This is a genomic window from Salinarchaeum laminariae (genome assembly GCF_023204835.1).
GTDB lineage: Archaea > Halobacteriota > Halobacteria > Halobacteriales > Salinarchaeaceae > Salinarchaeum > Salinarchaeum laminariae.
On sequence record NZ_CP096270.1, the window covers coordinates 1,201,660 to 1,221,085 of the forward strand.

Below are 19,426 nucleotides of genomic sequence, written 5' to 3' on the forward strand. Positions count from 1 at the left end.
TCAGGGAGATCGGTTTGACGCCGAAAACGCGATTGACGAGGAACCAGTGGAGGAAGAGCTCAAAGAGTTAGAGGAGGAAATCACAGTGGAGCGGGAGGGCACGATGATCGACAAACACGCGCTCGGCGAGGAATTGAAGGACATTGAGGAGAACCTCCCGCAAGACCTCAAAGAGGAGCACACCGACGAGGAACTCCGAGAAATACTGTGTGAGATCTACGAGGAGAGGGAAGGGTTTGAGGCGGCCATGGATCTAGACGCGAGCGGATTCCTGCAGGACGAGGAGGAGTAGGTTACGCGGCGAGCAGCCCGATCACACCGATCGTGATCATGCTGAACCCGAGGAGCAGGATCGCCAGCTGCCGTGCGCCGACGCCGTCGAACATGGTACGGACGAAGTGATGCAGGCACTTCAGCGCAGCGACGCATCAAGCAGTATGGCCGTGAGCAGACGACATTGACCGCGACGCCAGCGCGTCCATTCTGCCCATGTGCGATATTCCACATGGCGTGTGGAATATCGCAATTGGATGATCAACGCCCGGCGTGGAGGCGTTGCAGTCAATCCCGGCTTGCCTACGTAACCTGTTCAGTCAACGTTTTCTCGTGGGGTATTCCAGTTGCTCAGCAATTATTCTGACCGCAGTTTCTGCTATTTAGCTGGAATGGGGATAGAGCGCCTCTATCCCGTGTCCAAAAATAATTGCGCCTAACGAACTCGTTATTTTAACAAAATTGTTAAACGTACGTCGAACGCTGTACGTTAGATGACGCGGTTCTGCAGGTAGTCGAGGTGTTTGGCGTTGTAGACGATCTTGACCTCGTCGGCAGCGGGGCTGCCGATGCAGGTCAGGCGGACGTTCTTGTCGTCGACCTCCTCGTCGGAGAGGATCTGCTGCATGTCCATGTCGATGTCGCCCTCGAGGACGATGGCGGCGCAGTTCGCACAGGCGCCGGCACGACACGAGAACGGCCAGTCGTAGCCCTGGGCCTCGGCGGCCTCGAGGATGTACTCGCCTTCGTTCACGTCGAGGGTGCCGTAGTCCTCGTCCGAGAGGTCCATATCGGCGGCCTCGCCGAAGACGTCGTCGTCGTACATGTCCCAGCCCTCGTCGTCCACCACGTCGTAGTTGAGGTATTCTACGGTAGGCATCAACCGGAAATTCTTCGTCCGCACTGTTCAACCTTGCTGTTCACCCCTGAACGGGCGTCCACTTCCCCGGTAACACTTGTGCAGGGGTTGGACGGCTAGTAGTTCGCGGGATTCAGGGCGGGAACGCCGACGACAGGGGCGGTGGCCATCGGCAGTCGTGGTCGTATATCATCAGAACGTCCCGCGTCGCTGTCGACGCCGGGTCCTTCTCGCCGACAGTGGGCAGCCGTACGTGCAGCCGGGCTCAGACGATCTGGTTCCGTAGCGTCAGCCCGTCCGCCTGCCGCTCGACGTTGTCGAGGACGATGTCGGCGATGTCGCGGAAGTAGTCCCGCGTCCGTGCAGCCGAGTGCGGCGTCACGATCACCTCGTCCATCTCCCAGAGCGGCGACTCCTCCGGAAGTGGCTCCTCCTGAAACACGTCGAGTGCGGCGCCGGCGAGTTGGTCGTCCTCCAGCGCGCTCACGAGCGCGTCCTGAACGACGACGCCACCGCGAGCGACGTTGATCAGGTATGCATCGTCGTCCATCGCGGCCAGCTCCGCGGGGCCGATCATCCGGCGGGTCGACGGCGTCAGCGGCACCGCGAGTACGACGAATCGGGCGTCCATCAGCGCCGTGTGGAGCCCCTCGTGGCCGTATACCTCGTCGACGATCGGCACCGGGTCCGGCGTGCGCCGGACGCCCCGAACGTCCATCCCCATCCAGGTCGCGCGTTCGGCGACGCCCTGCCCGATCGTTCCCAGGCCGACCACGCAAACGGATTCGCCGTCGAGCGTGAATGGGCGGTCCCACTCCGGATCTGCCCACTCCGATCGCTCCTGGGCGCTGCGGTACGCGTGGAGGTTTCGCGCGAACGCCGTCATGTAGCCGAGGACCGTCTCGCCGACGCTCTCGCCGTGGATGCCGGTGGAGTTCGTGAGCGTGATGCCCTCGGCCTCGAACTCGGCTTGCGGGAACCGATCGACGCCCGCCTGGATCGAGTGGACCCACTCGACTGCGTCGAGGAAGTACTCGCGGTAGGCGAACGTGACGACGCCGTCGCAGGCGCCCAGCGCGATGGGATCGTCTCCAATCAGCTCGGCCTCGACCCCGTCGGCGTCGTCGAGGGCGGTTCGTAGCTCCGCGGGCGGGAACACCGCCTCGACCGACTCGTGGATGCCCAGCTTCATCGTCCGGACGTGCGGTCGGGAACTATAAAATGGAACTGGCAGTCGAACGGTTCGGGCTCTCCCGTTGGGGCCGATACTCCACGCTCGAAATCCCGGACAGCGGGAGCGCGCTCCGATCGGCTTCGTCTTGCGTCCGCTCGGCTGAACGAACCGCGGGTGGGACTGGAAGGGGCCGACCGCTCGCGTTCGCTGACGACGTAAGCACCACAGCGAGGGAGCGAAGCGACCGAGCGAGGAGCGCAACGAGTGAGCGGGCGCGAGCGGGAGGGGGCTTCCGGGCTGTCGGTGGCGGTCGCGTCGATATCGTCCGTGCTGGCTCAACCCACCCACTATCGCACGAAAGAGCTCCCAAAGACAGCGAACCGTTTTCGACGAAACCGCTACTCGTCGGGGTAGAACAGCTCGCGATAACACCGATTGAACGCCTGCCTGCGGACGGTCGCGACGGCCGCGTCCTGTTCCTCGTGGAAGGTCGCGGCGAGCGCGGTGCCGTCGAACTCGTGCCAGACGACGTTGTCGACGGCGTCGTTCCCGGATACGACGACCTCGCCGTCGTAGCTCTCGCGCCACTCCTCGAAGGCCTCCTGCGTCCCGACGGACACGGTGAGATACGAGGCGAACATCGCGTCCCGGGCGGTCACGATGACCTCCGGCGAGACGCGGTCCTGGAACTCCTCGATCTCCAGCGCTCGGGCGACCTCTTTCGTCACGACGGAGGCCGGCGTCGCAAGCTCCTCGTAGGCTGCTCGGGCGTCCGCTGGATCGGTCGGCGCGAGCCGTCCGGTCGTCTCCATGGGCGATGGTGGCGCGTGGGGCTACTCGTCGCTGTCGGTTTCGGCCGCCTCGCCATCGATTCTCTCGTCTCCCTCCTCGCGCTTGCCGTCCTCGCCTCCCTCGTTGCCATCGCCGCATCCGTTGCCTCCGTTCTCCTCGTCGCGTCCGTCGCCCTCGCCGTCCGCACCGTCCGTCTCCTCACCGTCGTCGAGCATCTGCTCGGTGATCTCTCGCGCTTCGGCGAGCACGGCCGCGGCATCCTCGCTCTGGGCCTCGCCGCCCGTTCGACCGCCTGGCTGGCCCCCTCGACCGCCGCTCTGGCCGTGATCGTGTGACTCGCCGTGGTGGTGTCCCGCGTCGGGATGGTCGCCGGCGCTCTCGTCGACGAGATCGTGTTCGACCGACTCCGCGTGGTCGAGTGCGATGCTCGCGAGGTCCTCGGGGCTCGCTTCGCGCCAGTCCTCCGCGTGGTCGCCTGCCGACGGTCCGGCGTTCGCGTCGAGCCAGTCCTCGTGCTCGCCGCCCCGGGTCATCGCGACGATCGCGAGATGGTGGGCGAGATGTTCGCCGTCGGGGGCGAGCGTCTCACAGACCGGGCAGACGTAGGCCATGTCTGGGCCTCGCTCCGGCCAGGCAAAAAGTTACAGCTCCCGGGCGAGCACGAGCGCGTCCTCCCCGTCCTCGTAGTACCCTTCGCGTCTGCGCATCGGGGAGAATCCGAACTCCCGATACAGCGTTCGCGCGGGATCGTTGTCCTCGCGGACCTCCAGCTTCACGGACGCTGCGCCATGTCCGGCGACGGTGACGATGGCACGCTCGAGGAGCGTGCTCGCGATCCCTCGCCGGCGGTGGTCGGGATGCACTGCGAGGTCCTTGACGTGGCCGAACGCCCGGCCGTGGTTAGGTGTCACCTCCGCCACGACGTAGCCCACGACGCCGCCGTCGTCGATCACGTTCGACGGGGCTTCCTTCCCCTCCTCGTTCTGACCAGCGTCGGCGGCGTCCCAACTGTCGGCCTCCGCCTCGTTAATTGCGCCCGTACTCCCCATTGCGTCCGCACCGTCGATCGCATCTGCAGCGTCGACCGCATCCCCGTCGCCGGGTGCGTTCTCGGTCGCTCGCTCTCCCGCGCCGCCGTCTGCGCTGGGTGCGACCGCGTCCTCTGGCGCCTCGACGGCGACGAGAAATCCCGGTGCCTCCACGAAGCGCTCGAACGCCTCGAACGGCCACGGCGTGGGAAACGCCGCTCGCTCGATGCGGTGGACGGCGAGCAGGTCCGCCCGCTCGACATGGCGGACGCGGATACCGTCGGCGTCTGGAGCGACCGTCACGACCCGTACCTTGGGTGTCGCGAACTAAAGAGCCAGCGGTGGTCGCACAGTCACTGCGGTAGCGAACCCGGCCGCAGACGGGACGACGAGCACCATCGCGAGCGAGAGCTGGGGCTGGGTCGGGATCTCTCGACCACAGAGACGACGTCCGTACGTAGGGTGGTTTGGGCAGGGGGATGGCAACGGATCGGCACCCGTGGCCAGCCGGCGATCAGTCGCCGGCGACGTCGGCGCGCTCCTCGTCGTCGGCCGCCTCGTCCCAGAACGCGGAGTCAGCCTGCAGCTTCGGCACCCAGGTCTCCTCCTCGCGAGCGAGCAGCGCCACGCGGGACGGCGGGCGATCCTTCAGTACGTCGTGCTCGGGGAGGTGCTCGCCGATCTCTCGCGTGAAGTCGACGACCGCCTCGTGCTCGGGCATATTCGAGCGGTCGAGCCGGCCGCGAGAGTGCCCGACGTGCATGTAGGCTTTCAGCTCGACGAAGTCCGGATCCGCGCGCCGATAGAACGCGGCGTACCAGTCCGGATCGCGCATGTTGTGGCCGTCGACGAGCGTCGTGCGCAGGACCGTTCTGGTCTCCTCTTTCTCTGCGAGCACGTCCATCGTGTCGATCAGCTTCTCCCAGGCGCCGTCCTCGACGGCTTTCACCGTCTGGTCGAAGGTCCAGCGATCCGCCGCGTCGACGGAGACGTAGAGCTGCGTCGGGTCACACTCAGCGAGCACTTCCGGGCGCGTACCGTTGGAGACGAGGAACGTCGTCAGTCCGCGGTCGTGGAACGCCTCGATCAGCTCGGGCAGGTAGGGGTAGAGCGTCGGCTCGCCGTCCAGTGAGATTGCGACGTGGCGTGGCTCGACCGCCTCCTCGAAGCGCTCGGTCGGGACGTTGTCGTTGCCCTTGTAGCCGCTGAGCAGTTCGCGCTGGAGCTCGATCGAGGCGTCGACGACGGCCTCGGGGTCGTCCCACTCGACGCCCTCCAGCTCGTAGGCGTGGCCGGCGTGGTCGCGCCAGCAGAAGACGCAGCGCTCGTTGCACTTGACGACCGGCGTCATCTGGATGCAGCGGTGTGATCGAATGCCGTAGAAGGCGTGCTTGTAGCAGGTGCCCTCACCGTTGAGGGCGTTCTTGGTCCAGCCGCAGGTCTGGGCCGCCGTGTGATTGACGCTGTGGTAGTCGGGATCGTCAACCTGCTTGGGCCCGTCGCTCATATCGTCGGCGACGGCCCCGACCCCCAAAACGCCGGCGGTCGTCCGTCGCTGAAACACTCGTCGGTGGACTTTTCGACGGGGTCTCCGTAGGAGACGTCATGTACCGAGTGTTGGTACCTATTGACACGGACGAATCCCGGGCCACAGCCCAGGCCGACCACGTCGCCGACCTCCCCGACGCCGCCGAGTCGGTGTCGGCGACGATCCTCTTCGTCTTCGACGAGACGACGGGCGACGTTCCCGAGGAGCACAAGCGCTTCAACACGGCGACGCGCGTCGGGGCCGTACGTCGGGCCACCGAGCGTCTCGAGGAGGCGGGCGTCGAGATCGAGATTCGCGACGACAGCGGCGATCCCTCGAAGCGGATCGTCTCGGCCGCCGAGGAGGGCGATTTCGAGTCGATCGTCGTCGGTGGCCGGGAGCGTTCGGCCGTTGGAAAAGCGGTCTTCGGCTCGGTCGCACTCGACGTCATCCGAGAGACCTCGCTGCCGGTGGTCGTGACCGGCTCCCGCGAGGAGTGAGTCGGGCGGCCAGCCGACGAGCAGTGCCGATGCACTCGAACGGTCGCTTCGTTACTGGAGCGCGTAGAGCCGTTCCTCCTGCTTCGTGAAGATCGTCCCCGAGGCGATCGCGATACCGGCGTCGCCCGTCACGGCGTCCGTCTTCCACCGGATGGTCCCGTCCGTGTCGATGGCGTGAATGCCACTGCTCGAACCGACGTACACCGTCCCGTCGGCGACGACTGGCGTACCGCAGCCCCCGCCGAGTTGAACGCGCCACTTGACGGTTCCGTCGGACGCCGAACGGGCGGCGAGCCCGTCGGGATCGCTGACGTAGACGGTCTCCTCCACGACGGCAGCGTCGCTCGGATACTGTTGGTCGAGCTCGTGGAACCACTGGACCGCTCCAGTCTGGGGGTCGAGGGCGTGCACGGTCCCCCGCTCCTCGCCAAAGCCGGCGAACGTCACTCCGACGATCCGCCCGTCCACGACGGCGTGTGATCCGCCGACTGGCCGGTCGTCGTCGGTGCTCCAGACGGTGCTGCCATCGTCCGGTGAGAGTGCCCACGTCGTGTCGTGATTGCCAACGTAGAGCCGTTCCGGTCCCAGGGCCGGAGAGTACATATGGCCCGACGAGTCCGTTTCGAGCGTTCGGGTCCAGGCGGCGTCCCCCGTCTCCCGTTCGATCGCGTACACCAGCCCGTCGGTATCGGTGACGATGACCAGCTCGTCGGTCAACACCGGATCGGACGAGATTTCGAAGTCGGCGGTGTACGTCCAGCGCTCGGTGCCGTCGGTGTGAAACGCGCGGACTCGAAAATCGTCACAGCCGAACGCGAGGAACTCCCCGTCGATCGCGGCGGTCGAGTGGATCCACTTGCCGGTCCCCGCGGTCCAGTTCGGCTCCCCGGAAGCAGCGTCGAGCGCGTAAAAGGAACTGTCGCCGTTCCCCACGAACGCCGTCCCGTCCGCAATCACTGGCGTTGCCCCACCGTTTCCTGGCCCGATCTCACGCTCCCAGAGCAGCGACGGTCGTTGCTGCGGAGCGCTGACGTCGACCGCTGCCCCGGAGTTTTGCCAGTCGTACTGCCAGGAGGGGTACCGCTCGGTGATCTCCGGTCCGCTTCCACGGGACTCGTCGCTCTCCGATTCGACTCCTCCGGTATCGTCGCCCTCCGACTCACTCCCTCCGACATCGCCGTCCCCTGGCAGCCTGGAGCAGCCGGCAAGGAGACTACTGCCCGCAATCAGCAGGTCGCGTCGGCTGGGCCGTTGCATAGGTTCGACAGCCGTTCGAGAATCAATAAGCACACCGAAAGGTGGGGCACTGCCGAGCAGTTCGTTGCCCCGCCGTCCGCTCCGACGACGGAACGCCAGTGACGCCGTCGCGCCCATGCCGACAGCCTCAAACCGGCCCCGGAAGTACCGCTCTCCATGTTCAGACAGCTTCGCGCGGAGGCCGCCGAGGCCATCGAGGCGGCCCTCGACGCCGAGGGGTACCCGACGGGCGATCTGGGACTGGAGGAGCCGCCCGAGGACGTCGACGCCGTGCTGGCCTCCAGCGTCGCCTTCCGACTCGCGAGCGAGGCCGGCGCACCGCCGCCTCAGGTCGCCGGCGAGATCGCTGCGACGATTCAGGACCAGACCGACGACTGTGCCGATCTGACCTACGTCGACCGGATCGAGCCGGCGGGCCCCTACGTGAACGTCGTCCCTTCCGAGGCGTATCTCTCGGAAACGATCGCGGCCGCTGCCAGCGAGGACGACTACGGTGCCCTCCCCGACCGCGACACGACGATGGTCGTCGAGCACACCTCGGCGAACCCGACCGGTCCGGTCCACGTCGGGCGCGCCCGGAACCCGATCATCGGCGACTCGATCGCCCGGCTCCTGGACTACGCCGGCTACGACGTCGACGTCCACTACTACGTCAACGACGCCGGCCGGCAGATCGCGACGTTCACCTGGGCCTACGAAACCTTCGACGAGGACGACCTCGCCGACGCCGGCTACGCCGACCCCGAGCGGGACAAACCCGACTACGATCTCGTACGCTACTACCGCATCGGCAACGCCTTCCTCGACGGCGACCACCCCGACGCCGACGAGGCTGCCATCGAGGCCGCCGAAGACGAGATTCAGTCCATCATGCAGGGCCTGGAGGCGGGCGACGAGGACACCTACGAGCGCACCACCGAGGTCGTCGATACGGTGCTCTCGGGGATGCAGGACTCGCTCAACCGCCTGCCCGCGGAGTTCGACGAGTTCGTCAAGGAGACCCGGTTCATGTTCGACGGCTCCGTCGAGGCGCTGATGGAGCGGATGCAGGCCCTCGAGGAGGCCGTCTACGAGGAGGAAGCCTGGCAGCTCGACCTCTCCGAGTTTGGCATCGAGAAGCAGTTCGTCTTCCAGCGATCCGACGGTACCAGCCTCTACGCGACCCGTGACATCGCCCACCACGAGTGGAAGTTCGACACCTACGACCGCGCCGTCACGGTGCTCGGCGAGGACCACAAGCTCCAGGCCGAACAGCTCCAGGCGACGCTCGACCTGCTCGGCAACGACACGGATCGGCTCGACTCGATCCACTACTCGTGGGTCAATCTCCCCGGCGGCGAGGGGATGAGCACCCGCGAGGGCACCGGCATCGACCTCGACGATCTCCTCGACGAGGCCGTCGAGCGCGCCCGCAAGGAGTACGAGTCTCGCGCTGCCGAGCGGCTCCGCGACGACGACCTGACCGAGGCGGACGTCGATCGGATCGCCCGACAGGTCGGCATCGGCGCGGTGCGATACGACATCGTCAGCAAACAGCCGACCAAGACGATCACCTTCGACTGGGAGCGTGCCCTGGACTTCGAGGCCCAGTCCGCACCCTACCTCCAGTACGCCCACGCCCGGTGCTGTGGGATCCTGGACGAAGCTCGCTCTGCAGGTGTCGACATTCCGGACGGCAGCGCCGTCGATGCCGCCGTCCTCGAGGAGCCGGCCGCTCGCGACCTGTTGCTCACGATCGCGCGGCTCCCCTCGGTCGTCGAGGCGGCAGCTGACGATCTCGAACCCCACGTCGTCGCGACCTACGTCCGCCAGCTCGCCGACCGCTTCAACGCCTTCTACCGCTCCTGCCCGGTGCTCGACGCGCAGGGCGAGCTTCAGCAGGCTCGCCTCGGCACCGTCGTCGCCGCGCGGACGGCGCTCGCGAACGCGCTGGACGTCCTCGGCGTCGCCGCTCCCGACTCGATGTAAGCACGGCTGCTGCGGTCCTGTCGCGATCACTCCGTCACGGGACCGCCCAGCGTCACTCGTCTTCGGGACTCGCGGCGTTGCCGGTCGCGGGCTGGGTCGCCTCGGTCCGATCCGCGAGCTGTGCGGCGATCCGACGGTAGCCGATCGAGGCCTTGCTCTCGGGATTCTGGACGACGAGTGGTACGCCAGCGTAGAGGCTGCCCCGGACGGCGGCGTCCTCGGGAACGGTCCCCAGCAGGTCGATGCTCAGGTCTTCCGCGGCGTCCTCAGGGTCGATCGCGTCCGTGGCGCGGGTTCGCGTCATCACGAGCCCCAGCACCTCGCCGTCCGATCGCTCGACGAGATCCATGGTCTTGCCGACGTCGTTGATCGCGGCGGGCTCCGGCGTCGCGATCAGGATGACGCCGTCGGCGACGCCCAGCGGGAGGACTGTCTCGTGGCTGATCCCCGCGCCCACGTCGAGGAAGACGTAGTCGAAGCGCCCGCGGAGATCCTCGACGACGTCGCCGAGTCCGCGGGCGTCCGTCTTGGCGTAGCTGTCGAGCTCCTCGCCGGACGGAATCGCGAAGATGCCCCGGGCGACCTCGTAGGTCGCGTCCTCGACCGGGGCCTCGCCGGCGAGCACGTCGTGGAGCGTCGCGTCGCCGGGATCCAGCGAGATGAGGCCGGACATGTTGGCCATGCCGAGGTCGGCGTCGACGACGGCAACGCGAAAGCCTCCGCCGGCGATCGCCGTCGCGACGTTGACGGCCGTCGTGGTCTTCCCGACGCCGCCTTTCCCGCTCGCGACCGCGAAGACGTGCTGCTCGGTCATCGGTTCGTGTCTGATTCGGGTGGGGATCCCTAATAAATGCCGGCACGATCGACTGCCGATCTCCCTTCGACCAGCCAACTGTTTGGGGTGTACTGGCCGCCGTTGCGCCCGCGGGAGGAGCTACCACCAGAAGGTGTACAGCACCGTGAACGCGGCGTACGCCCCGACCGTCGAGAGCAGCGGGACGACGTTCTGCATGAGAATGACTCGTCCGGTCGTCTCGGGGTCGAAGAGGTCCGAGGCCTGCGGAATGTCCTCGGGGCCCTCCTCGCCGATTTCGGGGGCCGCCTCGCCGGGCTCGTCCGCCGCGAGCGCGCCGACGGAGACCCGCGGCGACTCTTCGCCCTTCCGGACCTCGGAGACGGTCACGGAGCGGGTCGCCCGGCCCCAGCCGAGCCCGATGATCGACATCGTCGCGATGACGACGAAGCTCGCGGGGATTCCCAGCAGCGAGAGCGCGACGACGATCGCGGAACTGACCGTCGCGACGACGATCGCGGCCGTCAGCGGCAGGTCGGTGATGTCGTTGCCCAGCGTGTCGAGGGTCCGCCGCGCGATGGTGAACGCACCGATCGCGACCGCGACGCAGCCGATGACGATTCCCGGGTTCATCTCGAGTTCGCCGCTGCCGACCAGCGGTGCGATCGCGTTCGCGACGTTCGACGTTCCCGAAGAGAAGGCCATCACGCAGCCGATGAAGACGACGACGGTCGCGCCGGCGATCTCCTTGTCGGAGGTGTTCGGCCCACGGACGGGCCGTGGGATCGCCCCCGAGCGGTCCACCTCTACCAACGCGCCCTCGGTGCTGTGCAGCGCGACCCACTTGTTGAGCGTGGGGTAGACGTACCGGCCGATGACGCCTGAGACCCAGAAGCCGACGACCGGCGCGACGATCCACCAGGTGACGATCTCGCCCATGACCGTCCACTGGAGCTCGCCAGTGGCCACGCCGAGGCCGGCGATCGAACCGACGGCAGTCATCGATGTCGACGCGGGGACCCCGGCGTAGTTGCCGACGAACAGCGCCAGCCCGATGAACAACAATACGACGATACTCGCTTCCAGCGTGAACACGCCGGGATCGCCGACGAGATCGCTCCCGAGCGTGTCGACGACGCGCCGGCCGATCGTCCACGCGCCCACGAAGAAGAACACGGACATCAGCGCGGCTGCGGTCGCCTTCGAGATCACGCCGGCACCAACTGCGGGGCCGAACGCGGGGCCGGTCGTCGATCCCCCGATATTGTAGCCGACGAAGACGGCGACGAGCAGCCCGACGATCAGGAGCGCTTCTGGCACGATAGATACCAGCCGCGGAAGGCTGTTAAGTGGCCCGTCTGCCGGACGCGATCTGCCCGCGTTCAGGGAATCAGTTGCTCGCCATCGTCGTCGTAGATCGCGATTGCGTCCACCGGGCAGGCTCGCGCGGCGAACTTCGCGTCGAGCTCGGCGCCCTCGGGCACCTCTCGAACGAACAGGTCCTCTTCCGTCTCTTCGGCGTCAGCGAGCACGGCTTTGCCCGCGTCCTGATCCTCCTCGAACGCGTCCCACTCCGCGACGCACTGGAACATGCCGATACAAATTTCGCGATCGTACTCCACGCGCATACCAGCCGGTTGGCGGGAGGTGACCATAGGCGTGGCGACCGCCAGTTCTCGTTGCACGTCGCGGTCCGGTCCCGCTTGACGGTCCGGTCCCGATCTCCACGGGCAGTGTTCCCGCACCAGCGTTAAGGCCGGACCGGCCCGATTGCCGGACGTGAAGCACATCATCGATACCAACGCCGCGCCCGAGGCGGTCGGCGCGTACAGCCAGGGCGCTCGAACCGAAGATATCGTCTTCACTGCGGGCCAGATCCCGCTGACGCCGGACGGTGAACTCCTCGACGGCGAGCCGATCGCCGCCCAGACCGAGCAGGCACTGGACAACCTCGTTGCCGTGCTCGCCGAGGGCGGCGCGGAGCCCCAGGACGTGCTCAAAGTGACGGTCTATCTCGACGACATCGAGGACTTCGACGAAATGAACGAGGCCTACGCCGAGTACTTCGAGCGCGAACCACCCGCGCGAAGCGCCGTCGGCGTCGACGCGCTCCCGAAGGGGGCCGGCGTCGAGATCGAGGCCATCGCGGCGATCTGAATGGAGCCGGCTCGCAAACACGCCCTGCTCTGGGGACTGATCGGCGCGCTCGCCTTCGGCGTGCTCTATCAGGGGTACGCCATCGTCGGATCGGGGACGGTCGACGTGGCCGTCCTCGTCGGTGGGATGATCGGCGCCGGCGTCGCCTCGGCGGTCCTCACGCCGCGCGCGGAACGTCGGCTGCTGGTGGCGATGGAGTGAGTCCCTGGAGAACGTGGTGGATCGGGCGGCCGTGACTGGTACTGTGACTGCTGCCGCTGCCGATTGCGGTTCGGCAGGCTGGTACGATTGACGACCGACCGAAGAGCTTCGCTCGCGGGCCTCAGGGTGGTTTCGGCGCTGCGTTCTGCAGTGCGGTCTCGGCGACGTTGCCGCCGTAGTCCGCGCTTCGCGAGAGCGAGTCGACGATCAGCCCGAGGTGCTGGGCTTCCTGTGGATCCTGCTCCCGGAGCAGGTCGTCGATGTGCCGTGCGTGCTGGTCGATGGCGAGGATCGAGTCCGTCGCCTCCCTGGCGAGCTCCGTCGATCGGTCGCTGTCGTCCTCGAGCAGTGCGTCCATCGCAGTGTCGATGACGTCTGCGGCGTCGTCGTGGAGTTCGGTCAGCGCCGTCGCCACGTCGTCGTCGATCTCTTCGAGTTGCTTCGAGAACTGGGCGATCTTCGCGGCGTGGTCGGCGATGCGTTCGAGCTGCCGGGCGCTGGAGTGGTAGTCGAAACAGACCTCCCGCGGCAGTCCGAGCTCCTCCGTCGCGCTCGGCGACCGGAGCGTTGCGCGGAACACGCGTGAGACGACGAACCAGAGCCGGTCCACGTCGTCGTCCCGGTCGACGACGCTCGCGGCGACGTCGTCGTCGTTCTCGAGGAGCCCCGATACCGCGTCCTCCAGCATGCCGAGCGCGATGAGCCGCATCCGCGTGACGGCGTTGTCGACGGACAGCTCCGAGGAGTCGAGCAGGTCCTGCACGACGACCCGATCACTCGTCTCCTCGATGACCTCGACGCCGACGAGCCCCTGGGCAGCGTCCCGGATCGCCTGTCGCTGGTCGGCCGAGATCGAGTCGCCTTGCAGCGTGATGACGTCGAACCCGCTGACGTACATCGTCATCACGGCCCGCGTCAGTCGCTCGCCCTCGAGCCCGCTGACGTCGAGCGTTCCCTCTGTTCTCCCGGACTCGCGCCGTGGGGTCAACACGAGCGCGTTGGACTCGTGGTGGAACTCGACCTCGCTCCCCGCCTCGACGCCGTTCTCGGTCGCCCACTCTTTGGGGAGGGAGACCGTGAACGTCGACCCCCCGGTGAGCTGGACCTTTCGCGTCTCCATGCCTCCAGCTTAGACTGGAGATACATAAGTACAACCGATCATATATAGCGCGACCTATCCCGTGTATGGCGCGATAATACGTCGAATAGACGCTCTCTGGTACGTCGACTGGGGTAGTGGTATATCTCACTATATATGCATACGGAGGGATCATAGTAGCATATTTAGAGCAATGGACGCAAAATCTGACCGAGCGGATCGACTCCGCGGCGAGGCGGGGAACCCCGCGCTGCATCCAGTCATGACCGACACAGCACCACCGACGGCCGCCGAGGCGGACGATGGGGGAACGGAGCAGAACGCGTCGGGCACTCCCGACGACGAAGACGACGTTCTCATCGATACCACGGTCTCGACGGGGGGAGACGGCGGATCCACCGTGAGATCCGACACCGTCATCGAGTCCCGGAATCTGGAGGTGCACTACGGCGACGAGCAGGCGCTCAAACCGACCACGATGGAGATTCCCGAGCGCCGGGTCACGGCGATCATCGGCCCATCCGGCTGTGGGAAATCCACCTTTCTGCGCTGTATCAACCGGATGAACGACCTGATCGACGGCTGTACCGTCGATGGCGAGTTGCGGTTCCGCGGGAAGAACGTCTACGACGAGGACGTCGATCCCGTCGCCCTCCGACGGACGATCGGGATGGTGTTCCAGAAGCCCAACCCCTTCCCCAAGTCGATCAAGGACAACGTCGCCTACGGCCTCGAGGTTCAGGACATGGACGTCGACGTCGACGCGGCCGTCGAGAAAGCACTCAAACGCGCCGCGCTCTGGGACGAGGTCAAGGACCAGCTCGACTCCTCCGGCCTCGACCTCTCCGGCGGCCAACAACAGCGCCTCTGTATCGCCCGAGCGATCGCGCCCGACCCAGAGGTCATCCTGATGGACGAGCCCGCGAGCGCGCTCGACCCCGTCGCGACCTCGAAGGTCGAGGACCTCATCGAGGAGCTCTCCGAGGATTACACCGTCGTCGTCGTGACGCACAACATGCAGCAGGCAGCGCGGATCTCCGACAAGACCGCCGTCTTCCTCACCGGCGGCGAGCTCGTCGAGTTCGACGACACGCAGACGATCTTCGAGAACCCCAACGACGATCGCGTCGAGGATTACATCACCGGCAAGTTCGGGTGACCGACCCACCGACCAGCTCCGAGCAGCGCAGATGGGTACCGGCTCACGGAAAGGCTAACAAACCTCACTGACGCAGCCTCCCTTATGGCACGAGAATCCTATCAAGAGAAACTGGACGACCTCCGCGACGACGTACTGTACATGAGCGAGCTCGTCCTCGAGCGGCTCCGCGACGGGCTCGACGCCCTCGACCGCAAGGACGAGGAGCTCGCACGCACGGTCATCGAGGGCGACCACGAGATCAACCAGCTCTATCTGGATCTCGAACAGGACTGCATCGACCTGCTGGCGCTCCAGCAGCCCGTCGCAGGCGACCTCAGATTCATCGCCTCGTCGTTCAAGGTCATCACCGACCTCGAACGGATCGGCGACCTCGCGACCAACCTCGCGGGCTACGCCGAGGACGCCGACCAGGACCGGTACCCCGACGTCGACGTGCAGTCACTCGGCGACGCCGTCATCGCCATGGTCGAGGACGCGATGATGGCCTACGCCGAGGAGGACACCGACGCCTGCTTCGACATTTCCGATCGCGACGACGAGATCGACGAGCTGTGTGAACGCGCCAGCCAGACCGTCGTCCGCGACCTCATCGAGCGCGAGGTCGGCCCCGATCCGCCTCAGTCCGAGATTGAGGCCATCATGCAGGACGTCTCCCGGCTCCTCCTGACGATTCGCGACCTCGAACGCGTCGGCGACCACGCCGTCAACATCTCCGCGCGGACGCTCTACATGGTCGAGAGCGACGACGAGCTCATTTACTAGAGCCCACCTTTTTTTTCGGAGGGTTCCCGCAGGTCGCGCGAAGCGCGACCGAGGAAACCCTCCGCCAAAAAATCTGGGCCAAAAACACCGCGGGAGCGGAGCCCCCGCGAGCCCTCGCTCGCGTTGCTCGCGAGGAAGCCCGCGCCTCGATTCACTCGGCTCGGAGTCGTTCGAAAGACGCGAAGCGCCTTTCGTGACTGAGCGGGATCTTCGATCCCGCGAGGTCGACGAGAGCTGTGCTCTCGTCCGATCACGAGAGAGCTTCGCTCTCTCGGACGAAACCGCTCGCTCCCTTCGGTCGCTCGCGGATGCAATACTCTGGACTGCGAGTGGCGCCTCGAAAAACGCGGATAGAAACGAAACTTCGACCGCTACCTCAGATTAGCACTCCGACCAGCCACAGGACTCGCAGGTCTTGCAGCCTTCGGAGTAGTAGAGCGAGAGCGCACCGCAGTCGGGACACTCGGGGCTCTCACCGGCGTCGATGAGTTCCTGCTGGTCCCCGCCGGAATCGGCCTGGGCGCGCTCGACGCCCTCGGAGCCGGTCGAGGGTTCGGTCGCCGCGCCGCTGGCTGCAACTGCGCCGCCGTCAGTTTCGGGCTCGGGCGCGGCTGCCTCGGCCTCCTCGCCGGCTTCGAGCTCGGTGAGGTTCGTCTGGTCGGGGTAGGCCTTGTCGATCTCGTCGTCGAGATACCGGCGCATCGCGGTGCCGATGGCGTCGGGGATCGACTGGATCTGCTCGCCCTTGTCCCAGGCGACCTTCGGGGAGCGGATGCCCTGGAGCTCGTCGGCGATCTCGTCGGGATCGACGCCCGAGCGGAGCGCCGTCGAGATCGTCTTCGCGAGCGCCTCCGTGAAGGAGGCGGTGAAGCCACCGGAGTTGCCGATGTTGGCGAACAGTTCGAAGGGACGGCCGTCCTCGTCCTCGTTGATGTTGACGTAGAGCTTGCCGTAGCCGGTGTCGATGCGCTGGGTGACGCCGTGGAGGACGTCCGGGCGCGGGCGCTTCTCGGCGTACTGCTCGGCGAGGTCGGGCGTTGCGCCGAGGACCTCGGCGACGTCGGACTCGACGGCGTCGCGGACGGCGGGCTCCTCTAAGAACTCGCCGAGGTCGCCGAAGATCTCCTCGATCTGGGCGATGATCTCCTCGGCGTCCATGTCGGCGAACTCGGCGTTCTGGGCGCGCGTGGTGAGCACCTGCTTCGAGCGGGTGCCGTCGCGGTAGTAGGTGACGCCCTTGCCACCGTGGTCGTAGATGTACTGGAAGACCTCCTTGGCGTCGTCGACGGTGGAGTCCGTCGGCGCGTTGACCGTCTTCGAGATCGCGGAGTCGACGCCGGTCTGACAGGCGACCTGGATCTCGGCGTGTTGCTTCGCGGAGAGGTCGCCGGTGGTGACGAACAGCTCGCCGATGGCGTCGGGGACGGTCGTCAGCCCGTCGACGCCGGCGAACTCGTTCTCGGCCATCTGCTCCTGAGCCTCCTCTTTGACGGCCTCGACGTCGATGCCATTTTCCTCCAGAACGCGCAGGAAGTAGTCGTCGAACTCGACGAGCATCTCGTCGCCCTGCACGTCGTCGGAGACGTTCTTGTAGTAGGCGACGTTGTAGATCGGCTCACAGCCCCCCGTCGTGTTGCCGACCATCGAGGTCGTGCCCGTCGGCGCGATCGTCGTCGTGTTGTGGTTGCGGATCGGGTACCCGTCGGCCCAGTCGTCGGCGTCGAGGCCGGTCTGGTGCTCGAACCACTCGCGGTACTCCGTCGGGTCAGCGAACTTCGATTTGTCCCACTCCGAGAACGGCCCGCGCTGGGTGGCGAGCTCGTGGCTGGCCTCCTTCGAGCCGTGGTTGATCGAGCGCATGAGCTGGCTGGCGACTTCGTTGGAGGCGTCGGAGCCGTACTCCATGCCAAGCTGGATGTACAGCTGTGCGAGGCCCATGACGCCGAGCCCGATCTTGCGCATCTCCCGGACCTTCTGTTCGATCTCGGGGACCGGGAAGTCCGACATCGTGACGACGTTCTCGAGGAAGCGGGTGCCCAGTGCGATGCGGCGTTCGAACTCCTCCCAGTCGACGGCTTCGTCGAGGAACGCCTCGACCGCCTCGGCCTCGGTGTCGAAGCGGTCGGCGTGCTGTTCAGACCAGACGCGCCAGTCCGGCGCGTCCGTCGCCGCAATCGTCGAGAGATTGATGTGGCCGAGGTTGCAGGCCTCGTACTCCTCGAGGGGCTGCTCGCCGCAGGGGTTCGTCGCGAGAATACGGTGGTCCTCGTGCTTCTCGACGTCGAAGGAGTGCTCCTCGTTGATCCGCTCGAGGTAGACGACGCCGGGCTCGCCGTTCTCGTGTGCGCCCTCGACGATGTCCGTCCAGAGCTCGTCGGCGGGGATCGACAGCTCCTCACCGACCTCGACGTACTCGCCGAGGCCGAACATGTCGTAGAGCTCCTTGGTCTCCTCCGTCGCGATGTGTGCTTCCCCGGTCCGGGGGTTGGTGAAGGTGAACTCCTCGTCGTTCTCGAGGGCGTCCATGAAGTCGTTGGTGACGCCCACGGAGATGTTGAAATTCGAGAGGTGGCCCTCGACGGCGTTACGGAGATGCTCGGGCACGCGCCCCTCGTCGTCGATGAGCTCGCGGGCTTCGTCGAGCGCGTCCGCGAAGGAGGTGTGCGTGAAGTCGTCGGGGTCGTTCAGCCGCAGCGTGTTGGCCAGCGAGACGTCCTTGTTCTTCGCGTGGATGAACTGGATGACGTCCGGGTGGGAGACCCGCATGACGCCCATCTGGGCACCGCGTCGGGCGCCGCCCTGGGCGATCGTCTCGCACATCTGGTCGAAGGTCCGCATGAAGGTGATCGGGCCCGAGGCGATACCGCCAGTCGAGCCGACCGGGTCGCCGTAGGGTCGCAGCTTCCAGAACGCATAGCCCATGCCACCGCCGGACTGGAAGACCTGCGCGGCCTCCTTGGCGGTCTCGTGGATGTCGTCGATGTCGTCGCCGGGAGAGTCGACGAAACACGCAGAGAGCTGCTGAAGCTCGTCGCCGGCGTTCATCAGCGTCGGCGAGTTCGGCATGAAGGAGAGGTTCTCCATCGCGTCCTGAAACGCGTTCGCCGTGGACTCGACGTGGTTCTGGACGGCCGACGGCAGTTCGGGGACGAGCGACTCGTAGGCGAACTTGTTGACGTTGTACTCGGTGAGCGTCGTCTCGGCGTCGCTGTCGACGGTGGTGCCCTTGCCGAAGACCTCCGCGGCGAGCTCGTCGCGCCGCGGGTGGTCGGGCTTGAGCTGGTCGGGCGTAACCGTCACTTCGAGATCGCGCTTGCGCGCCTCGAAGACGGACTCTGCGAGCGCGACGTTCTTCGCCACGCGCTCGAAGAGGTCCTCCTGCTGCTCGATCAGTTCGCCGTCCGCGTCCTTGCGGAGGTAGCGCGCCGGCAGGATGTTGTGGTACGCGTTGCCGGTCAGGCGCTCTTCCATGGTCGCTCCCTCGACGCGTTTGATCGGGAGCGTTACCTCGTCCGCGGAGGCGTCGGGCTGGCTCATGCCGAGCCCCCCGCGCGAGCGAATCGGTGCCGTCGGTCGGTTTTGGGTGGTGTTAGGGACATCGTTCTGGGTGTCGGTGACGGAGACTTCCTTCTGGGGCATCCCACATAAAGTATGCGTACCGTGGCGTGGCGCAAATCGCAGTACAGCGTAGGGTGTTGCAGATACTGGTGGTTATGCGGTTCTAACCCCCTGCCAGCGCCCCTGTCGGTCGTCCTCGCCGCCGTCGCTGTTCGAATCGTACGTGAGCCCCGCACATAAGGATCGGGAAAGGAGAGTGAAAGTGGACGTTGCTGGCAGCTACTCGGCGAGAATATCGGAGAATCGCATGCAGGC

19 protein-coding genes are annotated in these 19,426 nt (G+C 66.2%); 7 read left to right on the forward strand and 12 right to left on the reverse strand.

From position 1 onward, the window contains the following. The first annotated feature begins 46 nt into the window (after positions 1–46). Complete coding sequence (locus tag MXF70_RS05430; protein WP_248517989.1) at positions 47–292, forward strand: hypothetical protein; 246 nt, start codon at positions 47–49, stop codon at positions 290–292. Between the two features lie 471 nt (positions 293–763). Here MXF70_RS05430 and fer read toward each other — a convergent pair whose 3' ends face one another. From fer to twy1, 6 genes are all read right to left on the reverse strand, one after another. Then, positions 764–1,153 (reverse strand): ferredoxin Fer, encoded by a 390-nt coding sequence (gene fer / locus MXF70_RS05435; RefSeq protein ID WP_248517990.1) that lies wholly within the window; start codon positions 1,151–1,153, stop codon positions 764–766. Between the two features lie 244 nt (positions 1,154–1,397). Next, positions 1,398–2,324, reverse strand: a complete 927-nt coding sequence (gene ddh, locus MXF70_RS05440; RefSeq protein ID WP_248517991.1) for a D-2-hydroxyacid dehydrogenase — start codon at positions 2,322–2,324, stop codon at positions 1,398–1,400. A 380-nt stretch (positions 2,325–2,704) separates the two neighbouring features. After that, positions 2,705–3,118, reverse strand: coding sequence for a DUF5809 family protein (locus MXF70_RS05445; protein ID WP_248517992.1), 414 nt, complete (start codon positions 3,116–3,118; stop codon positions 2,705–2,707). 21 nt (positions 3,119–3,139) lie between these two features. Further along, a complete protein-coding gene (locus tag MXF70_RS05450) occupies positions 3,140–3,709 on the reverse strand; it encodes a DUF5810 domain-containing protein (protein WP_248517993.1) in 570 nt (189 codons plus the stop codon). Positions 3,710–3,739: 30 nt separating this feature from the next. Further along, the gene (locus tag MXF70_RS15490; RefSeq protein WP_445677852.1) at positions 3,740–4,429 is read right to left on the reverse strand and encodes a GNAT family N-acetyltransferase; all 690 of its coding nucleotides are present in this window, start codon (positions 4,427–4,429) and stop codon (positions 3,740–3,742) included. Positions 4,430–4,640: 211 nt separating this feature from the next. After that, positions 4,641–5,633: a 4-demethylwyosine synthase TYW1 gene (gene twy1 / locus MXF70_RS05465; protein ID WP_248517994.1), complete on the reverse strand. Its 993-nt coding sequence runs from the start codon at positions 5,631–5,633 to the stop codon at positions 4,641–4,643. A 98-nt stretch (positions 5,634–5,731) separates the two neighbouring features. Between twy1 and MXF70_RS05470 the strand changes: the two genes are divergently transcribed. Continuing rightward, a complete protein-coding gene (locus MXF70_RS05470) occupies positions 5,732–6,154 on the forward strand; it encodes a universal stress protein (RefSeq protein WP_248517995.1) in 423 nt (140 codons plus the stop codon). Positions 6,155–6,205: 51 nt separating this feature from the next. Here MXF70_RS05470 and MXF70_RS05475 read toward each other — a convergent pair whose 3' ends face one another. After that, the gene (locus MXF70_RS05475) at positions 6,206–7,411 is read right to left on the reverse strand and encodes an outer membrane protein assembly factor BamB family protein (protein WP_248517996.1); all 1,206 of its coding nucleotides are present in this window, start codon (positions 7,409–7,411) and stop codon (positions 6,206–6,208) included. A gap of 156 nt (positions 7,412–7,567) precedes the next feature. Between MXF70_RS05475 and argS the strand changes: the two genes are divergently transcribed. After that, positions 7,568–9,379, forward strand: coding sequence for an arginine--tRNA ligase (gene argS, locus MXF70_RS05480; RefSeq protein WP_248517997.1), 1,812 nt, complete (start codon positions 7,568–7,570; stop codon positions 9,377–9,379). Between the two features lie 52 nt (positions 9,380–9,431). Here the strand turns inward: argS and minD are convergent, their stop codons facing one another. The 3 genes from minD to MXF70_RS05495 form a co-directional block, all read right to left on the reverse strand. Next, positions 9,432–10,193, reverse strand: a complete 762-nt coding sequence (gene minD / locus MXF70_RS05485) for a MinD/ParA family ATP-binding protein (RefSeq protein WP_248517998.1) — start codon at positions 10,191–10,193, stop codon at positions 9,432–9,434. Positions 10,194–10,313: 120 nt separating this feature from the next. Beyond that, complete coding sequence (locus MXF70_RS05490) at positions 10,314–11,492, reverse strand: inorganic phosphate transporter (RefSeq protein ID WP_248517999.1); 1,179 nt, start codon at positions 11,490–11,492, stop codon at positions 10,314–10,316. Between the two features lie 62 nt (positions 11,493–11,554). Then, positions 11,555–11,800, reverse strand: a complete 246-nt coding sequence (locus MXF70_RS05495; protein WP_248518000.1) for a ferredoxin — start codon at positions 11,798–11,800, stop codon at positions 11,555–11,557. Positions 11,801–11,951: 151 nt separating this feature from the next. On the opposite strand from MXF70_RS05495, the gene MXF70_RS05500 reads away from it, so the two are divergent. Together MXF70_RS05500 and MXF70_RS05505 are read left to right on the forward strand one after the other, a co-directional pair. Next, positions 11,952–12,329, forward strand: a complete 378-nt coding sequence (locus MXF70_RS05500) for a RidA family protein (RefSeq protein ID WP_248518001.1) — start codon at positions 11,952–11,954, stop codon at positions 12,327–12,329. Further along, positions 12,330–12,530 carry a DUF7981 family protein gene (locus MXF70_RS05505; protein WP_248518002.1) on the forward strand — a complete coding sequence of 67 codons (201 nt, stop codon included), beginning with the start codon at positions 12,330–12,332 and terminating at the stop codon, positions 12,528–12,530. Positions 12,531–12,651: 121 nt separating this feature from the next. Here the strand turns inward: MXF70_RS05505 and MXF70_RS05510 are convergent, their stop codons facing one another. Then, a complete protein-coding gene (locus tag MXF70_RS05510) occupies positions 12,652–13,650 on the reverse strand; it encodes a phosphate uptake regulator PhoU (RefSeq protein WP_248518003.1) in 999 nt (332 codons plus the stop codon). A 241-nt stretch (positions 13,651–13,891) separates the two neighbouring features. Here MXF70_RS05510 and pstB point away from each other — a divergent pair, with 241 nt between their 5' ends. Further along, positions 13,892–14,788, forward strand: a complete 897-nt coding sequence (pstB, locus tag MXF70_RS05515) for a phosphate ABC transporter ATP-binding protein PstB (RefSeq protein WP_259370420.1) — start codon at positions 13,892–13,894, stop codon at positions 14,786–14,788. An 84-nt stretch (positions 14,789–14,872) separates the two neighbouring features. Further along, a complete protein-coding gene (phoU, locus tag MXF70_RS05520; RefSeq protein ID WP_248518005.1) occupies positions 14,873–15,553 on the forward strand; it encodes a phosphate signaling complex protein PhoU in 681 nt (226 codons plus the stop codon). 381 nt (positions 15,554–15,934) lie between these two features. Here the strand turns inward: phoU and MXF70_RS05525 are convergent, their stop codons facing one another. Continuing rightward, positions 15,935–19,090: an adenosylcobalamin-dependent ribonucleoside-diphosphate reductase gene (locus tag MXF70_RS05525; RefSeq protein ID WP_248518362.1), complete on the reverse strand. Its 3,156-nt coding sequence runs from the start codon at positions 19,088–19,090 to the stop codon at positions 15,935–15,937. Positions 19,091–19,426 lie beyond the last annotated feature (336 nt).

What these genes read in the sequence shown, in the direction of transcription:
- fer (WP_248517990.1), bottom strand. Translation starts at nt 1,153, where the DNA reads ATGCCTACCGTAGAATACCTCAACTACGACGTGGTGGACGACGAGGGC.
- ddh (WP_248517991.1), bottom strand. Translation starts at nt 2,324, where the DNA reads ATGAAGCTGGGCATCCACGAGTCGGTCGAGGCGGTGTTCCCGCCCGCG.
- MXF70_RS05445 (WP_248517992.1), bottom strand. Translation starts at nt 3,118, where the DNA reads ATGGAGACGACCGGACGGCTCGCGCCGACCGATCCAGCGGACGCCCGA.
- MXF70_RS05450 (WP_248517993.1), bottom strand. Translation starts at nt 3,709, where the DNA reads ATGGCCTACGTCTGCCCGGTCTGTGAGACGCTCGCCCCCGACGGCGAA.
- twy1 (WP_248517994.1), bottom strand. Translation starts at nt 5,633, where the DNA reads ATGAGCGACGGGCCCAAGCAGGTTGACGATCCCGACTACCACAGCGTC.
- MXF70_RS05470 (WP_248517995.1), top strand. Translation starts at nt 5,732, where the DNA reads ATGTACCGAGTGTTGGTACCTATTGACACGGACGAATCCCGGGCCACA.
- MXF70_RS05475 (WP_248517996.1), bottom strand. Translation starts at nt 7,411, where the DNA reads ATGCAACGGCCCAGCCGACGCGACCTGCTGATTGCGGGCAGTAGTCTC.
- argS (WP_248517997.1), top strand. Translation starts at nt 7,568, where the DNA reads ATGTTCAGACAGCTTCGCGCGGAGGCCGCCGAGGCCATCGAGGCGGCC.
- minD (WP_248517998.1), bottom strand. Translation starts at nt 10,193, where the DNA reads ATGACCGAGCAGCACGTCTTCGCGGTCGCGAGCGGGAAAGGCGGCGTC.
- MXF70_RS05495 (WP_248518000.1), bottom strand. Translation starts at nt 11,800, where the DNA reads ATGCGCGTGGAGTACGATCGCGAAATTTGTATCGGCATGTTCCAGTGC.
- MXF70_RS05505 (WP_248518002.1), top strand. Translation starts at nt 12,330, where the DNA reads ATGGAGCCGGCTCGCAAACACGCCCTGCTCTGGGGACTGATCGGCGCG.
- MXF70_RS05510 (WP_248518003.1), bottom strand. Translation starts at nt 13,650, where the DNA reads ATGGAGACGCGAAAGGTCCAGCTCACCGGGGGGTCGACGTTCACGGTC.
- pstB (WP_259370420.1), top strand. Translation starts at nt 13,892, where the DNA reads ATGACCGACACAGCACCACCGACGGCCGCCGAGGCGGACGATGGGGGA.
- phoU (WP_248518005.1), top strand. Translation starts at nt 14,873, where the DNA reads ATGGCACGAGAATCCTATCAAGAGAAACTGGACGACCTCCGCGACGAC.
- MXF70_RS05525 (WP_248518362.1), bottom strand. Translation starts at nt 19,090, where the DNA reads ATGAGCCAGCCCGACGCCTCCGCGGACGAGGTAACGCTCCCGATCAAA.